Below are 20696 nucleotides of genomic sequence, written 5' to 3' on the forward strand. Positions count from 1 at the left end.
TCATGACCAGCGAAGGCAGAATCCGAAATGGCTAAAGTCAAGAAACAACCCCGTCCTAAGGCGCAGACCCCAAAGGGTTTTCGCGACTATTTTGGTGCAGAGGTGGCGCAGCGCACCGAGATGCTGACCAAGATTGCCGGGGTCTATCATCGCTATGGTTTTGACGCGCTGGAAACATCGGCTGTGGAAACGGTCGAGGCTTTGGGTAAATTTTTACCCGATGTGGATAGACCGAACGAAGGCGTGTTCGCCTGGGAAGAGGACAAGGATTGGTTGGCGTTGCGCTATGATTTGACAGCGCCCTTGGCGCGTGTCGCAGCGCAATATCGCAATGATCTGCCTTCGCCTTACCGTCGTTATGCGATGGGTCCAGTATGGCGCAATGAGAAACCCGGCCCCGGTCGGTTCCGTCAATTTTATCAATGTGATGCGGATACGGTTGGCGCGTCTAGCGTGGCTGCCGACGCCGAAATCTGCGCGATGCTGTCAGATACGCTAGAGGTCGTGGGCATTCCGCGCGGCGATTATGTTGTACGCGTCAATAACCGCAAAGTGCTGAACGGCGTGATGGATGTCGCCGGTCTTTTAGGTGACGACAAAGAGGCTGAGCGCGGCATCGTGCTGCGCGCGATTGATAAGCTTGACCGTCTTGGCGTGGACGGCGTCCGTGCGTTGCTGGGTGAAGGCCGCAAAGATGGCAGCGGTGATTTCACCAAAGGAGCCGGGCTTGGTGATGAACAAGCGCAGATCGTCATGGGCTTTATGGATGCAAAGCGCGCCAACGGGCCTGAAACGGTTGCGCGGTTGCGTGAACTGGTGTCCGGGTCGCAGGTTGGTGCTGATGGCGTGGCTGAGCTGGAAACGATGGCGGAATTGCTTGATGCGGGCGGCTACAGTGCAGACCGGATTGAGATTGACCCTTCTGTCGTGCGAGGTCTTGGCTATTATACCGGCCCTGTGTTTGAGGCTGAATTGACGTTCGAAGTGACCGATGAAAAGGGGCGTCCGCGCAACTTTGGCTCTGTTGCAGGTGGTGGGCGTTATGATGATCTGGTGAAGCGTTTCACCGGTCAAGAAGTACCCGCTACGGGTGTATCCATTGGCGTCGACCGCTTGTTGGCAGCGCTACATGCCAAGGGGCGGCTTGATAAAACGATGGATGGTCCCGTCGTTGTGACCGTGATGGATCGTGCGCGTATGGCGGATTATCAGGGCATGGTCGCCGAGCTGCGTAATGCTGGTATCCGGGCAGAGGTCTATCTGGGTAACCCCAAGAATTTCGGCAACCAGTTGAAATACGCAGACAAACGCAATTCACCTGCTGCGGTGATCGCGGGCGGTGATGAATTTGATGCGGGTATGGTGCAGGTCAAAGATTTGATCTTGGGCGCGGAAATCGCGAAGAACGCCACGCTTGAAGAATGGAAAGATCGCCCCAGCCAATACGAAGTACCGCGTGATCAACTGGTTGCCAAGCTACGCGAAATTCTGGATGGGCAGGGCTAATGCCAAATTCACCTCAAATTCTCGCGGAGGCGTATCGCCTGCGTGATTTGTTTGCCACCCAAGGCGCGCAAATGATCGAAGCCGATGTGTTGCAATCGGCGGAAACCTTGCTGGATCTTTACGGCGAAGACATTCGGGCGCGTGCCTATCTGACCTCTGATCCGCTGCGCGGTGAAATGGTGTTGCGGCCTGATTTCACTGTGCCCGTTGTGCAAATGCATATGCAAACCCATGCGGATCCTGCGCGCTATGCTTATGCGGGCAAGGTGTTTCGCAAGCAAGAAAACGACGAAACCCGTGCGAATGAATATATGCAAGTGGGCTATGAGGTTTTTGACGGCAAAAACCCTGCGGCGACAGATGCCGAAGTCTTTGCTGTGATCGCGGATGCGTTGGCGGGACTGCCGGTGCGTGCGGCCACGGGGGATATTGGTATTCTCACGGCGGCTGTTCATGGACTGCGGACGAGTGACGCGCGTAAGGCGGCATTGCTGCGCCATATTTGGCGGCCCCACCGGTTTAAATCGCTGTTGAAACGCTACGCCGGTGGCAAAGTGCCTGCAACGCGCACTGCCTTGTTGGCGGCGGCCGATCCATTTGCCGACGCCGGACCTGCTATTGGGATGCGAAGCCGCGCAGAGGTCGAGGCGCGGATCGCGGCCCTACGCGCTGATGCGCAAGAACCGCCGATCTCAACCGATGAGGTCATGCTGATCGACGCCATTTTGGATCTGCGTGAGACAACCCCAAATGTGTTGAGCCATCTGCGCGATATCGCCGTGGATATGCCCGCGATTTCGCATGCTGTGTCCCGGATGGAGGCGCGCGCCAGCGCATTGGATGCGCGCGGTGTTGATGTTGATCACTTGGAATTCGAAGGCAGCTACGGTCGCAGTTCGTTGGAATATTACGATGGGTTCGTGTTTGGTTTCTACGCAACGGCGCGCCCTGATTTGCCACCTGTCGCAACGGGTGGGCGCTATGATGCGCTGACCGCGCGTTTGGGTGAAGGGCGGGCTGTGCCTGCGGTGGGCGGGGTGATCCGGCCTGATTTAGCTTTGGGACTCAAATGATGTTAAAGCTGGGTGTGCCGTCAAAAGGGCGGTTGATGGAAAAGACCTTTGACTGGTTTGGCAGCCGTGGTGTGACCTTGCGAAAGTCAGGGTCGGACCGTGAATATGCGGGCGAAGTCTCGGGGATTGAAGGCATCGAATTGGTGTTGCTCTCTGCGGGTGAAATTCCACGCGAATTGGCGGCGGGCAATATTCATCTTGGGGTCACGGGCTCTGATTTGGTCCGCGAAAAGCTGGCCAATTGGGATAGCCAAGTGGGTGAGCTGGCCTTGATGGGCTTTGGTGGTGCGGATTTGATTATCGCGGTGCCGCAGGCGTGGGTCGATGTTGATACGCTTGATGATCTTGATGCTGCGGCGGCTGCCTTTCGTGCTGCGCATGGGTTTCGGATGCGGATCGCGACGAAATATCACCGCCTCGTGCGGGAATTCCTGCGCGAGCAGGGCGTTGCCGATTATCAACTGATCGACAGCCAAGGCGCAACCGAAGGCACCGTAAAGAATGAAACCGCCGAAGCGATTGCAGATATTACCTCAACTGGGGAAACCTTGCGCGCCAATGGGCTGAAGATTTTGGACGATGGGCTGATTCATGCCTCGCAAGCGACGCTGTTCCGTGGCCGCCGGATGGATTGGACAGATGAGCAACGCAAAACGCTGAAGACGCTGCAGATGGTATTAGGAATATGAGAGGTCTCTTCGCAGCGCTCGTTTTCTTGCCGGTGTCGGCATTCGCGGATACGCAATATTGGGACTACGGCGCGTGGACCGTCCGGGTCGAGCGCGTTGATACGGGCGAGGACCTGCGCATATTTTGCACCGCATCAACAGGCGGGGATGGATTGCCAGCGCTACGCATTGCTGTCTCCAACGGCGATGCGCTGCCGCCTTACGTCTATCCAGCCCCGATTTTGCACGAATCCGCGCCGCGTGGCTATACGACCATGATGCAAGACGGGCAACGGGTGCAGTTTGAATTTGACCGGGACGGCGTGACCGAAGGCTTTGTACAATCATTTTATGACGAAGACGGCATTCTGCAGGCCCAAGCCGCTGCGCATGCGGATGATAGCCTATGGCTTTTGCAGACTATGCGGCATGCGGATCAGATGTGGATTACCCGCGGTGGAGAGGTCATCTATGGCGCATCATTGGCAGGGTTCACCGCATCTTATGGCAAGATCGCGGAACAATGCGGATTTCCTACAGTTGGGGTTATTGAATAGAGTTGTTGCGCTTAGCGCACCCCGATGTCAGCCAGTGCTTTAGATAGCTCTGGCGGCAGCGCCGTTTCTGCTTGCTGCTCTGCGGTCAGGTCTTCGGGCGCATCCTCAGCCGCCAAATAGCGCCAGCCTTGAAACGCGCGGCGTGGCGTTGCCGCAACACGGATCAGCCCCGGTTTGCTGACAATCGCGCAGCGCCTTATGCCATCCTCACTGATGACCTCATCAAGGCGCAAAATGGGTTGGCGGCATTGGATCACCCCTTTGATCACCCAATAAATAGACCCACCGTTCAGGATTTCGTCGCTGCGTTTGGGCCACATGCGGGTGATATGGCGGGGATAGCCATCAGCGGTTTGCGCGTGGCGGGTGTTTTGCCATGTGTCCAACCCGGCGACATCATCGGTGCCAACCGAAAGCTTTACTATATTTATACAACTACTCACCGCGAACCCCTAGGTGTTGTGGTTGCTGTCCTTTATACGCCGGTAGCGACAGCGATGAAAGCAGGTTTGTGACTTTGCTTTTGGTACTGTTGGACCTATGCTATTTTTCCAGCCCGCCCCCAGTTCAGAATCAACCAAGGATCATCCCATGACCACCTTTGCTGCACCAATCGCTGAACAAATTTGGGACATGAAATACCGGTTCAAAGAGGCGGACGGCACTCCGATTGATCAAACCGTGGAAGACAGCTGGCGGCGCATCGCAAAAGCTTTGGCTGTGGTGGAGAAAGACCCCGCAGTATGGGAGACGAAATTCTACGACGCCTTGGTCGATTTCAAATACCTTCCTGCGGGACGGATCACAGCAGGCGCGGGCACTGCGCGGTCAGTGACCCTGTTCAACTGTTTTGTCATGGGCACAATCCCAGATGATATGGGCGGTATCTTTGACATGCTCAAAGAGGCCGCGCTGACAATGCAGCAAGGCGGGGGCATTGGGTATGACTTTAGCACGGTGCGCCCCAAAGGGGCAGCGGTGCAAGGCGTGGCTGCGGATGCATCGGGCCCGCTGTCATTCATGGATGTTTGGGATGCGATGTGCCGCACCATCATGTCGGCGGGATCGCGACGCGGTGCGATGATGGCGACGATGCGCTGTGATCACCCGGATGTCGAAGATTTCATCACCGCAAAATCAGATGCCGCCCGCTTGCGTATGTTCAATATGTCGGTGCTGATTACTGATCCGTTTATGACGGCAGTTAAGGCGGATGGACCTTGGGATCTGGTGTTTGACGGCAAGATCTACCGGACCGTGCAGGCCCGCGAACTCTGGGATGCGATTATGCAATCGACCTATGATTACGCCGAACCCGGTGTGATTTTTATCGACCGGATCAACCAGATGAATAATCTATCCTATTGCGAAACAATCGCGGCGACGAACCCATGTGGCGAACAACCGCTGCCGCCCTACGGGGCTTGTTTGCTCGGGTCGATCAATATGGCGCGATTGGTGAGCGATCCATTCGGTGCGGCTGCTGCGCTTGATATTGATGCGATGACCGATCTGGTCGCGACGGCCGTGCGGATGATGGACAACGTGGTTGATACATCAAAATTTCCGCTTGAGGCCCAGGCGCAAGAGGCCGCTGCGAAGCGCCGAATTGGGTTGGGGGTGACAGGGCTGGCGGATGCCTTGTTGATGGTTGGTCTGCGCTATGGGTCAGAGGAAGCGGCGCGTCAGACGGACCAATGGATGCAAGCGATTGCGCGCGCCGCCTATCTGGCGTCGGTAGGTTTGGCAAAGGAAAAGGGTGCGTTCCCATTGTTTGACGCCGATAAGTATCTGGCGAGCGGCGCAATGAAGAACATGGATGCGGATGTAAAAGATGCCATCCGTCAATACGGCATACGAAATGCACTTTTGACGTCAATCGCGCCGACGGGTACGATCAGCCTTTATGCGGGCAATGTGTCATCTGGGATCGAACCTGTGTTCGCTTATGCATATACCCGCAAAGTTTTGCAAAAGGATGGGTCGCGTACCGAAGAAGAGGTCGTGGATTACGCCGTACAGATGTGGCGCGACCTCAAAGGCGATGCGCAGCTACCCGATCATTTCGTGAATGCGCAGACCCTTGCCCCGCTGGACCACGTCCGCATGCAGGCCGCCGCACAAAAATGGATCGACAGCTCAATCTCCAAGACAATTAACTGCCCCGAAGACATCAGCTTTGACGCGTTTAAAGAGGTTTATATGGCCGCTTGGGACCAAGGCTGCAAAGGCTGCACAACCTACCGGCCCAACGATGTGACCGGGTCGGTTCTATCCGTGTCCGAAGAAATATCCCCCGCCGAACGCCCCGATCAAATGCGCGACAGCGAAGATGGATCCGAAGTGATCTATATGTCCGAACCGCTGGATCGCCCGAATGAATTGGAAGGTGCGACCTATAAAATCAAGTGGCCCGAATCCGAGCATGCGATTTACATCACCATTAACGATCTGGTGATCGCGGGGCATCGCCGCCCATTCGAGGTATTCATCAATTCCAAGAACATGGAGCATTTCGCGTGGACGGTCGCGCTCACTCGGATGATCAGCGCGGTATTTCGGCGCGGTGGCGATGTGTCATTTGTGGTTGAAGAGCTCAAGGCTGTGTTCGACCCGCGTGGCGGCGCATGGATGCAAGGCAAATACGTGCCATCGATCTTGGCAGCCATTGGCGGCGTGATCGAAAAGCACATGGTCGCAATTGGTTTCCTCGCGGGGGAGGGAATGGGGCTCAAAAGCGATCCTCAGGCCGAAGTCGTCGCCATCAACGGTAACCCTCGCGGCAAATCCTGTCCATCCTGCGGGGCCTATGACTTGCGTATGGTCGAAGGCTGCATGACCTGTGGGTCCTGCGGACACTCTAAATGTGGTTAAGGCTCAATTGCGAAGTTTGTGTGGGTGTGAAGTGACCCATAGGTCGCCCATTTCGTTCTAACTCGGGTCCATGATCTACACATAGGTTGTACATTGAGCGGCTTTGCGATGAGCGAGAACGCCTTTTTGGGTTTCTTATTTGCCTTTGGCCATCTTGCTTGCGGGCTTTTTCCAGAGGCCGCATGGTGCTTTGCGTAGGATCAGCTTATAGTTATTCCCAATTCTCAGCGGAGTAAGTCCCTTGCAAGATATTCTCTCGACTCTATCCGCAAATCTAGGCGACGAAGTCATAGGGCTGATAGGCGGTGCGCTTTTCTTCGGGTCATGGATGCTACAGGCCTACGAGTCGCGGCAGATGGGCCGGCCAACGGTTTCACCACGCTTCTTTGCGATCCGTGCCGCGGCTTCTGCACTGCTTGCCGTTGAAGGCATTCGCGCTGAATCTTTTTCAGTTTTTGCCGTTATGGCAGCTACAGGCCTATTAATGCTCTACAACCTATACTTGGCGCTGAAGGTTGCCCAATCAGATGGCGACGGTAAGTAGGGCCGTTGAATCGGGTAATGGCAGGCAGACGGCTAGCCCTTCTTTGGCATCAACTGACAAACCACTCGCTGACGCCGCATCGCGATACCGCTTCCGTTTGAAATCATCGAGCAGAATAACTCCGCCTGGTGCCAATCGCGAAATGGCCGCCGTCAGGCAAGCTTCGCGTGCACGCCCGTCAATAACAATCAGATCAAAATCGCCGGATACGTCGCCGATCGCCGCTACGTAGTCGTCAAAAAATTGGCCGTCAAAGCCACGCTTATTCGAGCCAATGTTCCCTTTCGTTTGTGACCCGACGTGGTGTAATGCGACTTTCGACCCATTTGGCGAGGCGTCGAGACGCAACTGGACTTCGCGTGCCCAATCCAAGTCGTGCTCAATTGACGTAACTTGTTTCGCCCGAGCGGCGAGCCAAAGCGTGCTAGCCCCACTTCCCCATTCAAGAACACGTGCGTCGGGTCGTGCAGCAAGGATTTCATCGACGGCCTCAATCGCGTCAAAGGTCCACCACGGCAACTCTAAGTGAATTAAGTCGTCGAGATCATAAATTGCAAACAGCGAACGAAACCAGCGTGCTCGTCGGCTCTTGTGCCGCTCTAGCAATTTCAAAGCACCTAGCGGTCGCAAAACCGCACGAAGGCCTCGAAATATTTTCACATATAGTTGGATAATAATCATAGTGTTTCTTCGACACCCTCGATCCGATCAATTACATATTTATCTAGCTCTCGTAGGCTAGACGCTTGAAAAAGTTCCCCTAAGAGTCCGACGCTCACGACCTGTGTACCGGTCACCACAAAGAGAATGCCAATTAGCAAGAGCGGGCGATCACCAATCGGGCCCAGCCCTAGTAGCCAAAGCACGGAAAGGTATGCAATAATCAGCCCGCCGAGCAGCATGAGCGGCAGACCGATCATCGCGAAGAAATGAAGCGGTCGTGACTGGTACCGGGTCACAAGTTTGACAGTCGCCAGGTCAAGAAAGCCTTTCACGATGCGCTTGAAACCATATTTTGATTCACCGTGCTGGCGAGCATGGTGGAGGACCTGAATTTCAGTGACGCTGAACCCGCTTGAATGCAAGAGTGCAGGCGTAAAACGGTGGAGCTCTCCATATAGGTTCAGGTGCTTGGCTGCGCGCCTAGAATACCCTTTGAATCCGCAGTTTATGTCGTGAAGATCAATGTGAAACAGACGAGAGGTCATCATGTTGAAGAAACGCGATGGCAAAGTCTTGCCAATTGGATCGTTGCGAGTCGCCTTCCAGCCAGAAACAACATCGTAACCTGCTTCTAGACCTTCAAGGAACCGTGGAATTTCAGCGGGGTCGTCTTGAAGGTCGGCATCCATTGTTAGAATTGCATCACCAGTCGCCCGCGAAATACCGGCAGCAAGGGCCGCAGCCTTTCCAAAGTTACGGGTGAACCGTATCAACACAACGTTTGGTTCCCTTCGTGCAATTTCGCTTGCAACCTGAGAGCCTCCATCGTTGCTCCCGTCATCAACAAACAGTAACTCCCATGAACGGTCATCACCCGACATCGCTGTCCGGATGCGATCATGAAGCTCAACTAAGGAGTCCTTTTCATTAAGAAATGGCACGACAATAGAAACACGGCTGATTTGCTGTGTTCTCTCCTCAGTCACCTTTGTTGCATTGCTCGCCTTTTTCGGTGCGCTCATGGTTTGTCTTTGACCTCGATCTGATTTGTATGCCCACGACCCTGCGCTATTCACTTACGATTGTCTTTCAATGCGAGGTAGCAACAGTCCATTTTTATTCAGTTACTATACTACTCAAACAACTCAATCTAAAACATAAAACATGATAGCCGAACTAAAATTCGTTTATTAAGTCTGGCAAACGACAAACACAGCTTGAAGGCAAGTGAAATGAACCAACTGATAGCAAAGACTAAGCTGGTTTCTGGCGGGCATGAAATTTGGCCTATCGGATGATCAAAACCATTCTATCAAAGATATTTTTTATGATCCCCACCTTCGATGACAGTTTTCGCGCGCCTTATAGCCATTCGATATATGCCACCTGCATTTCCATCAAGCACGTACCTTCCACGCGGTCTCTGCTGGGCCGTTTTCAGAGCCGGGAGTTAAACGCCCACTCCAGTTCTTGGGCGTTTCTTGATAATTCACGACTGAACAATTCAGTACGGAGAATAGACAGTTGAAAATTATTCCTTCGTCACATGGTATTACAATCGCACCATTGAGATCTTTTTTTCCGCAGGCAAGGTATCTCCTACTTCTGGCGGTTCTGGTATTAGCGCTAGCACCGATGATACGGTTTCCGCTCGGTATCGCGGGCGACTATCCAAACCACCTTGCGCGCGTCTATATCGAACATAATCTTGGAAGCTCGGCCACGTTACAAGAACACTTTACGGTCGAATGGGGCATCTACCCCGACCTAGCAATGGATATGTTTATGCGCCCTCTGATGGCGATCATGGACCCTTATACGGCAGGAGCCGTTTTTAACGTAATCGCTGCCGCGCTTCTTCCCATTGGCGTTGCTCTTTTGTCTTGGGTTGCGACTGGGCGCGTAGGCTTGCCTGTCGTCGCGTCTGTGCTGCTAATCTACAGCAAGCCACTGGCGTGGGGCTTCATCAACTTCGTGTTCGCGATGGGTTTAGCACTGTGTCTGCTCGCTCTTTGGATCAAAATGCGCCCAGGGTGGCCACGCACAGCACTGTTTGCCGCCCTCATGCCTATCTTGTTCTTCAGCCATATTTTGGGTTTTCTGTTGTTCGGTTATCTGATGCTGGCCTACGAGGTTGGGCGTTTTTTCGCGGGCGAACGCGGACTGGCGAGGGGCTTCTTTGGTGGCCTATTTTTGCGCGATGGTCTTATTGCGGTCATTCCGCTTGCACTGTTTGCGGCGAGTTTCCGAGAACGCTTTGCAAGCCTAGACACGGACAACGGAACCTTCGGTGGTTTTGCGAGCCGTTTGGACGCTCTATTGGCATCATTGAATTTTGACAACTATTTGCTGTCTACGATCTTGCTTACCGGCATGTGTCTGCTTCTCTATCTCGCCTTCAGCCGCGGTTGGCTCACGATGTCACATGCTTTGCGGCCTGTACTTGGCGCAAGTATCGTCCTTGTTCTCGCTGTCCCGGCAGTGTTTTCCGGCATTGCCTATTTGCACATCCGCTATGGAGTAATTCCGATAGCGATCCTTCTCGCAGGCAGTTCACTCACGGACGCTGGCCGGGCCCGCCTGGTTCCCTTAACCGCCGCCTTCATAAGTCTTTTCGCGCTACAGCAATCACACATCTACGACAGGATGGGCTTGCTCGATCGCGCCCAGAACGACGTTCGCGCGGCGGTAGCGTCATTGCCGCAGGGCGCCCGCCTACTCATTGGGGCACAAACCGTAACACCACTTGTCAATCGCCTGAACCATGCACCCGCGCTCGTCATAATTGAAGCCGATGGATATGTCGCCAATTTGTTCAGCAACACCTCACCCGTAGGGGTCAGCGCTTTGGCGATGCCGCTGCATCTCCCACAAGCGTGGCCATTGTCGTCTGACCGACTAAGTGCAAGTGCAAACCTCAATCCGCCTACAAAAGCCGCAGAAAGCGGATTCACGTTAGATTACTATCATGGGTGGCCACAGACATTCGAAGCGCTATTTTGGTTTGCAGAAAGCGACAGTCCCAAACCTGAAGGCTTGCATCTGACTCCCATTGTAGAAAATGAGAACTTCATCCTCTACACCGTATCACCCAACATTGAATAAAGCTGCCATCCGCATGCATTCTCCTTTTGGGGCAACCGCCCCAGTTTGATTGTTGAGTTGAGATTTTTGATAAGGACCAGCGGCTTTGATGGTTTGGAACGTTCCTAACTGGAAACATGTCGCCCCGACCGCTGCCCCAGTCACTGTGCCTTGCGTAGGATCAACTCCCAGCCGGGTTCACCGTATCTGTCTCTCCTTGAGTCCAAGATTACCAAGCAAAGCGCCTACAAATATAGGGGCATCTCATTGAGGATCGGACAAGGCCGTCCGCCAAGCGTGATCATGAGCCTGTTATGTAGGTGGATAGTATCAAATCTTCTTGACGCGCACCGCTTGTGCCATGTGTGCGGTTGGTATGATCGGAATAGGCCGTCCCATGTCGTCCAGCAGATCACCAAATAGGTACGTAAGACCTATACCGCAGAAATCTCAGATCGTATGACAATTTCGCTCAATCATGTTGACGCGGACCCAGTTTGAGGGCAATATGTGAACTGCGTTCAATTTTATCGATACCATTGAGTTTCGTTCACCTGTTCATGTGAACGGCATTTTTCACCCGCTGACCCTGAAATGGTAAAAGACATTTCAGGAGAACGACGCCGCAAGACAGTCTGGAAATATTACATTGGAAGCCCTTTTACTCCTTGCAGTAGTTGTGACCCTCGCGATCCCGCTTACGATTATCTATCTCTTGGTATCCAACGTGAGCCTGCGTGAACGTGTTGCAGCGCTCGAAGAAGCCTATTTGCGTCAGGCGAGAGAAGCACCCGTGGCCGTTCCTCCGAAGGCACAAGCGCTACCTGCAAAGCCCTCACCCGCGGCTAAAGCAGCAATTGTAAAACAAGCCCCCATCCCCATTCCAGCAGCGGAACCTACGGCGGAATCTGCCGCACCAATTGAGGAACCGCCGAAATCCGTAGTTGTAAACAGCACAAATTTCGCGGCGCTGATAAGTTGGCTGATGCAAAACTGGTTCTACGCGGTCTCTGCCGTATCGCTTGCGTTAGCAGGTATATTCCTCGTGTTATATGGTATTGAACAGGGGCTCTTACCTCCTTTAGTACGTGTCATGGTCGCATTCGCCTTTGGCGCGGTCCTCATCGGAGCTGGCGAATATATTCGGCGGCGATATGGCGATGAAGAAGGTCGCAGCACAGCATATTTACCGTCGACTTTTTCCGGGGCCGGTATCGTCACATTGTTTGCGGCAGTTCTGGCCGCGCGTCTCCTTTATGGATTTATTGGGCCAGAACTGGCGCTCGTTGGTATGGCATTCGTGGGTACGGTCGCGCTTGTTCTGGGATGGTTCTATGGGCCACTATTAGCTGCGGTCGGCATTATTGGGGCTATGGGCGCCCCCTTTATTATTGATGGGTCATCAGACAACCCAAGTTGGTTGCTCGGGTATTTTGCGATTGTGACAATCTTGGGCTTAGCCATTGATGCATTTCGCCGTTGGGCATGGGTGTCTGTCATTTCGCTAACGCTGGGATTTGCGACCGGCTTTTTCTTGATGTTTAGCGCTGGCTTCATGGCCCAAGCCCCGTTCGTGATCTATTGCGCCATTTTGGCCGCTGCTGGCATCGCAATACCTCTACGCAAATTAGTGCCCGATCATCAGGGGACCCTGTTAAGCCTAACTATGTTCGCGCATAGCGAACAGGACCGCTGGCCAGAGTTTCCGACACGGCTTGCGGGTGGCGCTGTTGCTGCCGCAAGCGGATTAATTGCGCTGACAACATTTGATGCCTCACACACAGATTTGTTCTGGGTCGGAATTGTTGCGCTAAGCGGGATGGTCTTGGCTTTGTTGGTTTGGGCGCGCGACGCCACTGCCCTCGCGGATCTTGCCGCGTTGCCGGCGACCGCCTTCGCTGTTGTTGCGGCCAGCGGGGTACGTATTTGGAATGAACAAGCAATACTCGCGCGAGAGGCAGAAGCAGACCTTCCGATGAGCGCAACAATCTTGATCGCGATAAGCTTGGTCTTATCAATTCTTGCGGCTTGGCGATCACTGCGTGGGGGGCAGGCACAACTGTTCATGGCTATGGGCGCGGCAACATTCGCACCCATCGTCGCCATCGCCCTCGACGTCTATTGGCAACCTGTTGGAGTAATCGGCACTTACATTTGGGCGCTGCACGCGATGGCCATTGCAGGCGTGATGGTCGCAATTGCAGAGCGCTTTGCCCGGGTGGACGGCCCACAAGACAGGCAACGGACGTCTTTTGCGGCTCTTTCAGCGCTTGCCTGCATTGCGTTCGGCATCGTCATTCTTTTCAGCTCTGCCGCACTCACCACGGCGCTTGCGGTGACAGTCGTAACTGCCGCTTGGCTTGATCGACAGTTTAACCTGCCGCTTATGGGGCTCTATATTCTGGCGGGGATTGTGACAATTGGGTACCGGCTCGTGATTGATCCGGGTCTACTTTGGGCAACCGATGCACCGTTCTGGGAAATGCTACTTTCATATGGCGGGGCTGTCGCAGCCTTTGCTGTGTCCTGGTATTTTGTTAAAACTGCAAAACGGCCACGATCAGAAGTCCTGCTCGAAAGTGCTGTGTTTTCTGCGACGGCCATCCTTGTGTCATTGCTACTTTTCCGTGCCATTTTGGAATGGGGCGGCGTCGGCGCCTCCGATAGTCATTGGGCCATTGGCCTCATTGCCACAGTTTGGTTTGCGCTTGGCATGGCACAACTCAGAAGGCTTGAAATTGGCGGGGCATTGGCGCTGCTACGCAAGATACAAAGCGGGCTTTTCTTACTGATAGGCCTACTGCAGCTCATTATTATAGTTCTCCCGCTAAATCCTGTGTTCGGCATGATCCCGGACCCGATTTTAGGGCCAAACATATTCAATACATTGATCCCGGCCTACTTACTTCCTGCGCTGCTCCTCATCCTCGGCGCAAAGTGGCTGCACAACATCCCTACTGCGCTCAAGAGATGTTTCATCGCAACCGCTGTCGTATTGCTAAGCCTCTGGCTCGGGCTCGCGATCCGGCACTTCTGGCGCGGGCCAAACGGCATGAGTTTGCCTGAAATGGGGCAGCCCGAACTATATACCTATACGGTCGCACTGCTCGTGGTCGGCGCGGCACTGTTCTATCAATCCTTGGCCAGCTCAAGAGCAGTGCTGCGCAAAGCAGGCTTGGCTGTCATCGGCTTGGCCGTTGCGAAAGTATTTATGGTCGACATCAGCGGGCTTGGCGGGTTAATTCGCGTATTTTCATTGCTGTTCTTGGGCCTATCTCTCGCCGGATTGGCATGGCTCAACCGATGGGCAATCGATCAAAAGGGGCGCACTTAGCGACGCCCCTTTTTCTTTTTGCAGTTCATCCAAAATGGCGGCACATCACCTGCCATCATGCACCCGTAAACCCAACGAACGGCGGCGCGTGCTGGGCTGGGTGGCATGGACGCTGCAACACGAGACTGACAGACCGGCTTGGTCTCGTCGCTGATAGATGGCGGCCAGCTCTCTGACCAGCCTACGGCCCATGATCGGGTTGGACGGGGTAAACACGGGAGCAGCCACCTGAATGGTCTGGCGCATCAATCTGCCAACACAGCCGGGCCCCTCGTCCAAACCGATCTCGCTGAGCTCTTCTGTCATCCGCGGCCTGCCGTAGGTCTCGCGACTTTGTTTTGACGCAGCAGTAAACGGTGTTCTAATTCTCAGAACCGTTTAAGTCGACTAAGCAGGCCTTAGCTGTGATGCAGAATCTTGGTAATAACGGCATAGGCTTATGGCGCGTTGGGCCGAGGTGCAAGGATTGCCAATCAACACCACTCCCGCTTTTTGGCCTGTCTCGATGGGGCTTGCTTGCTCTGTTATTGTGGCAGCGGATTCCTTGGGGATTGATCAGGGAATGGTAACCGGGGCCGTTCTCTCGGCCGTTTGGGAAAAGGATCTCAATATTGCGGATGAGGGTGATCTTGGCAAAGCTCTTGCGGGAATTGGGTTTGATGTCAGCCTTTTATTGGACAATGCATCGACGCCCCAGATCCAAGAGGCCAGCGAAGAAATAACCAAAACGGCCATCCAATTGGGCCTCTTTGGATCTCCGACTTATGTAGTCAAAGAAAATTGGTTCTTCGGTCAAGACAGATTGGACTTTTTGGAGAAAGAGCTATCCAGATGAGATCATGGCGCCGCCAAAGCGCTAACGCGTGGTATTAACCGTCAGATTGAAACGCCGCTGCGCGGGGGACCGGCCTTGGCCAGAACTTCTGGATCGGTTGCCACCGCATAGGAGGCCATGGGCGAAAGCGCCCCTGATCTGTCGCTCACGATCCTCGCCCTAGCGATGTTTATTCTTACGGTAATGCCCGTCATTCGCGGCATGGCGCTGCGCCAATTCGCGCCTGTATTCGCTGACCGGGTTGAGTCCAAATTGTTAAATTTGGCGAGCGTGCTGTTTGTTCTCATTATTCTTGCTGCGATCGCATCGAGATGGGAACTGCTGTTGAATAACGTTGCTCTGCTTGGGCTTGCGCTGTTAACCCTTAACCTGAGCACGATGATGGGCGGCCTCTTGATAGCGGGTGCTTTGGCCTGACATGGTCGGAACGAAAGACCATTTTGATTGAGGTCGGCATCCAAAACGGGAGCCTTGGTATCACGCTTGCGCCGCTTATCGTTGGTGCCACGGGGGGCATTCCAACGATTGGGTTGCCCTCGGCTCTCTATAGTGTTGTCATGTACGTCACCGCAATTCCCTTTGTTCTTTGGCTTCGGAGCCGTAAATCATGAAAACAGATGTTGTCGTCGTTGGTGGAGGGCTTTCGGGTCTGGCCGCCGCAGCTGAGCTTGGAGATCGCTGCAAACAGGTTGTGATCGTCGACCAAGAAGGCCCGCAGAACCTGGGCGGGCAGGCCTTTTGGTCATTGGGCGGTTTGTTCATGATCGACACCCCAGAACAGCGTCTCATGGGGATCAAAGACAGCCATGAACTGGCCCTGAACGACTGGATGGGATCAGCCCAGTTTGATCGCCCCGAAGACGACTACCCGCGTCAGTGGGCATCGGCTTATCTAGACTTTGCGGCGGGCGAAATGCGTCCTTGGCTACATAAGATGGGTTTGCGTTGGTTCCCTGTGGTTGGCTGGGCTGAACGCGGCGGGTCGGACGCCACGGGGCACGGCAATTCTGTGCCGCGCTTCCATATCACTTGGGGGACTGGCCCCGGCGTGCTTGCCCATTTCATCCGGCGCTGTAATGAACACGCCGCCGCAGGGCGCCTGACCTATCTTCATCGGCATCAAGTCGATCGGCTCGAAATGCAAAATGGCGCCGCGGTTGGCGTGAGCGGCACAACCCTTGCCCCGGATGACGCGGTGCAGGGTGCGCAAACCAACCGCACAAGCACGGGCGAATTTCGCGTCGATGCAGATGCCGTGATCGTCGCGTCAGGCGGTATCGGTGGCAATTTCGAATTAATCCGCAAAGTATGGCCGACAGAGCGTCTTGGCCCTGCCCCCAAAAACATGCTGTCGGGGGTGCCGGCCCATGTCGATGGCCGTATGATCGGCATTGCCGAGGACGCGGGTGGACATGTGATTAACCGCGATCGTTTGTGGTTTTACACCGAAGGCGTCAAAAACTGGGACCCGATCTGGCCCGCCCACGGTATCCGCATCCTGCCCGGGCCGTCGTCAATGTGGTTCGATGCACGCGGAAACCGGTTTGCCCCGCCCGCCATGCCCGGCTTTGACACCAACGGGACCTTCAAGGCGATCCTTGACACTGGCTATGATTACAGTTGGTTCGTTCTAACCCAAAAGGTCATCAAAAAAGAATTCGCGCTTTCGGGGTCTGAACAAAACCCAGACCTGACATCGGCCAAATGGGGCGAGGTTTTTAAACAACGTATCCTGTCGGGGAAATCCGCAACAGGCCCAGTCGAAGCCTTCAAAGAACATGGCGCTGATTTTGTCGTGGCGGATAATCTTTCTGACCTTGTCAAAGGAATGAACGGTCTTACGGATGATGCGCTCATCGATGAGACACATCTGCACCGCCAGATAGAGGCGCGCGACGCACAAGTCGACAACCCGTTCAGCAAGGACCCCCAAATCACAGCGATTCAAGCGGCCCGCCACTATCGTGGCGACAAGCTGATCCGCACAGCCAAGCCGCACCGTTTTCTTGATCCCAACAATGGGCCGCTGATTGCGGTACGGCTTAACCTCATCACCCGCAAAACGTTGGGCGGGTTAAAAACGCACCTCGACAGCCAAATGCTTGATGCAACAAATACTCCGATTGCGGGGCTCTACGCCGCTGGGGAAGCTGCCGGTTTTGGCGGCGGCGGGTATCACGGTTACAACTCTCTTGAGGGGACGTTTTTGGGCGGCTGCATCTTTTCTGGGCGGGCGGCGGGACGCAATGCAGGCTAGGCGCGTGTGACAGCGCGCCAACCACAGTCCTAAATAGCTATTAAAAGCGGTCGTGCATTGTTTTCTTGATCGTTCTCCAAGGTAACACCGCCTTAATATATTGATAAAACGGGTAAAAATTTTGAAGCGAAGAAGGGCACGCGCAGAAATATTGCCTCATTTCGCCCCAACCCTCCCTTTTCCGAGGAGCGTCCGAATTCTCGTTCATCGCGCCCATACACGGCAGGATGGAAAGACACGCCGTTCAGCCGTTGCATAATTATGGCTCAGTGTCCTTGATCATATCCCGTTTTTTGGGCACCAAGCAGCCGGAAATGTGATGATTTACACACGAGTGCTCCACGAGGCGGGATAAATATTGACTCTTTGGTAAAAAATTGCGTTCCTGAGACCAACAATGCAGGGATAGCCATGACATATGATCTTTCTACGAAGTTTACCGGTCTCGATTTTGTAAACCCATTCATTCTGGCCTCGGCGCCGCCGACGGAAAGTAAGCGCAAAATTCTTAAGGCTTTTGAGGCCGGCTGGGGTGGCGTGGTCACGAAAACCATTGGCCTGCATCCGGTCGAAAATGTCGCCGGGCCCAAAACGATCTACCAGCGCACAAGCGAAGAAAAGCCCTATGTTTCGCGTAACAAGCGGCCCGACACTGTCTCTCATTCCTCTTGGAATTGGGAACTCATCTCGGACCAGCCGCTTGAATTATGGCTTCCTGATCTGAAAGAAATCAAAGCAACATATCCCGACCGCATGCTGATCGCCTCTATTATGGCTGGGGCGGGCAATGAAGAAGAAATGGCCAACTGGCGCAAACTCGCAACCGCCTGCATTGATGCTGGCTGCGACGCGCTTGAACTGAACATGTCATGCCCGCACATGGACCGTAAAGACATGGGCGCCAACGTCGCCAATGATGAAGACATCATTACGTCAATTCTCGCAGCGGTAACAAGCGTCGTCGACGTGCCAATTTGGGTTAAACTGACGCCTTCGACGTCAACCCTCGTCAGCGCCTCAGCAGCGGCCTATGCGGCGGGCGCGTCGGCAATTTCACTGTGCAACACATTCCCATCACTACCATTGATGGACCCTGATACAATGAAATTCGAAGTCGAGGTTGATGGGCTTACGTCTTCGGGCGGACAAGGCGGTTTGGCCATTCTAAACCAAGCTTTGCTACGCGTCTCTGATCTTTCGCGCGCCTTCCCCGACAAACAAATTTCGGGCATTGGCGGCATCAAAGGGTTCCGAGAGGCCTTCAATTTTATCGTGCATGGCGCAGGCAATCTGCAAATCTGCACCGCCGCGATGGAAGAAAAAGGCAGCGGCGGTGTTGGCATCAAACTCATCCAAGAGCTGAAAGATGATCTTGGTGCCTATCTGCAAGATAAAGGGTTTTCATCAATCGAAGACTTCCGCGGAATCGCCCGCGAACGGATCGTTGAACAATCCCAAATCCGCCGCAAAAGCGCAGACTATAATGGCGGTTATGCAGAATAGCAGGCAATCATCGTTCGCCAATGTCAGCGCCGCAAGGTCGCCAAAACGCTTAGTGACTATGCGCTAGCCCGCGGCTTGTTGGGTGGACATAGCATAATTTGACCACTCCGACATTAAGTGACTCTGGTTTCATAGAATATTTTTCAGAGCTCGGCGGTGAATTTGGCCATTTGCACAAATCAAATGACCATCGATAGAATAAAAAAATGCCGCCCTCGGGCGGCAATTGGGATCGTTGAACCAGGTCAGGTTCAATCTGGCTTCAGCCCATACGAAATCGAAGCCCATCAGATGCATCATCTGGCGGTTTTTTGACGCACTCCATGATCTCACTCGTTGAAACCATTATCCCGCTGAAGCCAGGTTGTTCCTTTTGCCAGCAAACGTCTTTCAGATGCTCCCCGAACAATAGCTCCAGGATTAACAGCAACTTAAGGCGGGTTTTCTCAGCTGCTTTTGCCAAAGGCACATGTTCTTCAGGCAGTACATCAACGACAGAAAACACACAAACAACGCCATGCTGTCACCGGTTGACTATGAAAATGAAACTGCAGAAAATGAACAAGGCAGGTGTCTAGGAAATTAGGGGCACCTCATTGCGCATTTGCTGCGGTGCAGGAAAGATCTTGGCTAGTTTGCGGGGGTTTTGGGCGGTGGCGGCGAGCAGGAACTCGTCATTTGCACCGCTTGGGCCGCGTAGTCGCAGTCGTCCCAATAGGCATGCTCACCGGTCTGCGCCGTTCCGCATATCGCGCAAGTCTTTGAAACTTCGGCGCTATACCAAAGCAAACAAGACACGTCTGGGTTAGGGGAAGACGCTGGCTGTGCACGTAGTCTTAAGCTATCCAGTCTGGGCCGAAATTCCCTGATTTACAGGGAATTATCAGGGAAATTGATGGTTTTTGTGCCGTTTTCGGGTAATTTGGCCAATTTCGACCTCCAAAGCATAGGTGATATCAGTGTGTTAGGGGGCATTTCCCCGTTCTTGGAATAACAGGGAAAACCATTCTGCAAACAGGGAATGTTTTGGCACGAAAGAGGGAAATTTGGTGACGACAACAGGAGGGTCAGTGTTGGCTCAATCGCGGAGCTATTCCGCCTGTTGAAAGTATAAATTTACGCTATGCCATTGAAACAAAACAAAATATAGTATTGCCCTGAATGATCCGATATGCTTCAATATCAAACATGGAAGGTCACCTGCACCATGATTGATGCGCAGTCTGACCATCCTAGCTTCCGCAATTGGGCCATTGCTCAGATAGGTTAGTAGACGCGTGTTCCAGATGGAGCATGGCACCACGGAAACAAAAAAGCCCGCCCCTCAATGTTTGGAGGCGGCAAATCATAAACCAAACTTCGCATGCAGGTGGCATGCATCAAAAAGTGTGCCTCGCTTTTGCCTGGCGCGAGATGTGGAGTACTACAATGACTTTACCTAGTGAACGTATCGAGATGATCGTGCTGGGCGACCTTATCTGGCCGTCGTCATCGACCCTTATTCACTTCGTGTGATAGTCTGGGCCACGCAAGCACGGCAACCAACTGACCTTGTCTGCGATCAGAACCACGTTCTCACGACTGAAGTCATAAGATACGAAACCTGCTCCCGTCTGTCAGCGTGTCTGACACGAAGCCCAGGCTCCAGCGTTGGTTCGGGGCATCCGGCAGCACCATTGACTTTCTTGTGGTTCACCACAAAACTCTCCCGCGCGATCATCACGTGGACGCGACGGCACCCAAACCGCCGCCGTTCCCGCGAAACTCGCTTGATTGCATCCCGTAGTTCCGCATCATC

Annotated in this window: 17 protein-coding genes; 12 read left to right on the forward strand and 5 right to left on the reverse strand. The window is 53.9% G+C overall.

What is annotated here, in order from left to right; all coding sequences use genetic code 11:
- The first annotated feature begins 27 nt into the window (after positions 1–27).
- From hisS to Yoon_RS13780, 4 genes are read left to right on the forward strand one after another with little or no spacing between them, the layout of a single operon-like run.
- Positions 28–1506 carry a histidine--tRNA ligase gene (hisS, locus tag Yoon_RS13765; protein ID WP_238112921.1) on the forward strand — a complete coding sequence of 493 codons (1479 nt, stop codon included), beginning with the start codon at positions 28–30 and terminating at the stop codon, positions 1504–1506.
- On the forward strand, positions 1506–2579 hold the full coding sequence (locus Yoon_RS13770) for an ATP phosphoribosyltransferase regulatory subunit (RefSeq protein ID WP_238112923.1): 1074 nt from the start codon (positions 1506–1508) through the stop codon (positions 2577–2579). Before hisS ends, Yoon_RS13770 begins: the two co-directional genes overlap by 1 nt.
- Complete coding sequence (gene hisG, locus Yoon_RS13775) at positions 2576–3268, forward strand: ATP phosphoribosyltransferase (protein WP_238112924.1); 693 nt, start codon at positions 2576–2578, stop codon at positions 3266–3268. Before Yoon_RS13770 ends, hisG begins: the two co-directional genes overlap by 4 nt.
- Positions 3265–3804 carry a hypothetical protein gene (locus tag Yoon_RS13780; protein ID WP_238112925.1) on the forward strand — a complete coding sequence of 180 codons (540 nt, stop codon included), beginning with the start codon at positions 3265–3267 and terminating at the stop codon, positions 3802–3804. Before hisG ends, Yoon_RS13780 begins: the two co-directional genes overlap by 4 nt.
- Before the next feature lie 11 nt (positions 3805–3815).
- Here the strand turns inward: Yoon_RS13780 and Yoon_RS13785 are convergent, their stop codons facing one another.
- Positions 3816–4247 carry a DUF1489 domain-containing protein gene (locus Yoon_RS13785; RefSeq protein ID WP_238112926.1) on the reverse strand — a complete coding sequence of 144 codons (432 nt, stop codon included), beginning with the start codon at positions 4245–4247 and terminating at the stop codon, positions 3816–3818.
- Positions 4248–4395: 148 nt separating this feature from the next.
- On the opposite strand from Yoon_RS13785, the gene Yoon_RS13790 reads away from it, so the two are divergent.
- Positions 4396–6678, forward strand: coding sequence for an adenosylcobalamin-dependent ribonucleoside-diphosphate reductase (locus Yoon_RS13790; RefSeq protein ID WP_238112927.1), 2283 nt, complete (start codon positions 4396–4398; stop codon positions 6676–6678).
- Positions 6679–6919: 241 nt separating this feature from the next.
- A complete protein-coding gene (locus tag Yoon_RS13795) occupies positions 6920–7222 on the forward strand; it encodes a hypothetical protein (RefSeq protein ID WP_238112928.1) in 303 nt (100 codons plus the stop codon).
- On the opposite strand, the gene Yoon_RS13800 is transcribed toward Yoon_RS13795, so the two are convergent.
- Together Yoon_RS13800 and Yoon_RS13805 are read right to left on the reverse strand one after the other, a co-directional pair.
- Positions 7202–7834 (reverse strand): class I SAM-dependent methyltransferase, encoded by a 633-nt coding sequence (locus Yoon_RS13800; protein WP_238112929.1) that lies wholly within the window; start codon positions 7832–7834, stop codon positions 7202–7204. The two genes, Yoon_RS13795 and Yoon_RS13800, sit on opposite strands and share 21 nt — an antisense overlap.
- Before the next feature lie 65 nt (positions 7835–7899).
- Positions 7900–8907, reverse strand: coding sequence for a glycosyltransferase family 2 protein (locus tag Yoon_RS13805; protein ID WP_238112931.1), 1008 nt, complete (start codon positions 8905–8907; stop codon positions 7900–7902).
- 502 nt (positions 8908–9409) lie between these two features.
- Here Yoon_RS13805 and Yoon_RS13810 point away from each other — a divergent pair.
- From Yoon_RS13810 to Yoon_RS13835, 6 genes are all read left to right on the forward strand, one after another.
- Positions 9410–10990 carry a hypothetical protein gene (locus Yoon_RS13810; RefSeq protein WP_238112933.1) on the forward strand — a complete coding sequence of 527 codons (1581 nt, stop codon included), beginning with the start codon at positions 9410–9412 and terminating at the stop codon, positions 10988–10990.
- 628 nt (positions 10991–11618) lie between these two features.
- Entirely contained in the window at positions 11619–14303 is a 2685-nt protein-coding gene (locus tag Yoon_RS13815; protein ID WP_238112935.1) for a DUF2339 domain-containing protein, read from the forward strand.
- A 439-nt stretch (positions 14304–14742) separates the two neighbouring features.
- Positions 14743–15138: a DsbA family protein gene (locus tag Yoon_RS13820; RefSeq protein ID WP_238112938.1), complete on the forward strand. Its 396-nt coding sequence runs from the start codon at positions 14743–14745 to the stop codon at positions 15136–15138.
- A 117-nt stretch (positions 15139–15255) separates the two neighbouring features.
- Positions 15256–15555: a hypothetical protein gene (locus tag Yoon_RS13825; protein ID WP_238112940.1), complete on the forward strand. Its 300-nt coding sequence runs from the start codon at positions 15256–15258 to the stop codon at positions 15553–15555.
- A gap of 190 nt (positions 15556–15745) precedes the next feature.
- Complete coding sequence (locus Yoon_RS13830) at positions 15746–17395, forward strand: FAD-binding dehydrogenase (protein WP_238112942.1); 1650 nt, start codon at positions 15746–15748, stop codon at positions 17393–17395.
- 411 nt (positions 17396–17806) lie between these two features.
- On the forward strand, positions 17807–18898 hold the full coding sequence (locus tag Yoon_RS13835; protein WP_238112944.1) for a tRNA-dihydrouridine synthase: 1092 nt from the start codon (positions 17807–17809) through the stop codon (positions 18896–18898).
- A gap of 262 nt (positions 18899–19160) precedes the next feature.
- Here Yoon_RS13835 and Yoon_RS13840 read toward each other — a convergent pair whose 3' ends face one another.
- Together Yoon_RS13840 and Yoon_RS18035 are read right to left on the reverse strand one after the other, a co-directional pair.
- Positions 19161–19403: a hypothetical protein gene (locus tag Yoon_RS13840; RefSeq protein ID WP_238112946.1), complete on the reverse strand. Its 243-nt coding sequence runs from the start codon at positions 19401–19403 to the stop codon at positions 19161–19163.
- A gap of 1056 nt (positions 19404–20459) precedes the next feature.
- Positions 20460–20696, reverse strand: a 237-nt coding sequence (locus Yoon_RS18035; protein ID WP_370642178.1) for an IS3 family transposase, incomplete at its 5' end; no start/stop codon positions are given.

Source organism: Yoonia sp. I 8.24 (assembly GCF_022096995.1).
Classification (GTDB): Bacteria; Pseudomonadota; Alphaproteobacteria; order Rhodobacterales; family Rhodobacteraceae; genus Yoonia.

Bases quoted from the DNA above. Each gene is read 5' to 3' on its own strand.
- hisS (WP_238112921.1), top strand. From the start codon at position 28: ATGGCTAAAGTCAAGAAACAACCCCGTCCTAAGGCGCAGACCCCAAAG.
- Yoon_RS13770 (WP_238112923.1), top strand. From the start codon at position 1,506: ATGCCAAATTCACCTCAAATTCTCGCGGAGGCGTATCGCCTGCGTGAT.
- hisG (WP_238112924.1), top strand. From the start codon at position 2,576: ATGATGTTAAAGCTGGGTGTGCCGTCAAAAGGGCGGTTGATGGAAAAG.
- Yoon_RS13780 (WP_238112925.1), top strand. From the start codon at position 3,265: ATGAGAGGTCTCTTCGCAGCGCTCGTTTTCTTGCCGGTGTCGGCATTC.
- Yoon_RS13790 (WP_238112927.1), top strand. From the start codon at position 4,396: ATGACCACCTTTGCTGCACCAATCGCTGAACAAATTTGGGACATGAAA.
- Yoon_RS13805 (WP_238112931.1), bottom strand. From the start codon at position 8,907: ATGAGCGCACCGAAAAAGGCGAGCAATGCAACAAAGGTGACTGAGGAG.
- Yoon_RS13820 (WP_238112938.1), top strand. From the start codon at position 14,743: ATGGCGCGTTGGGCCGAGGTGCAAGGATTGCCAATCAACACCACTCCC.
- Yoon_RS13825 (WP_238112940.1), top strand. From the start codon at position 15,256: ATGGGCGAAAGCGCCCCTGATCTGTCGCTCACGATCCTCGCCCTAGCG.
- Yoon_RS13830 (WP_238112942.1), top strand. From the start codon at position 15,746: ATGAAAACAGATGTTGTCGTCGTTGGTGGAGGGCTTTCGGGTCTGGCC.
- Yoon_RS13835 (WP_238112944.1), top strand. From the start codon at position 17,807: ATGACATATGATCTTTCTACGAAGTTTACCGGTCTCGATTTTGTAAAC.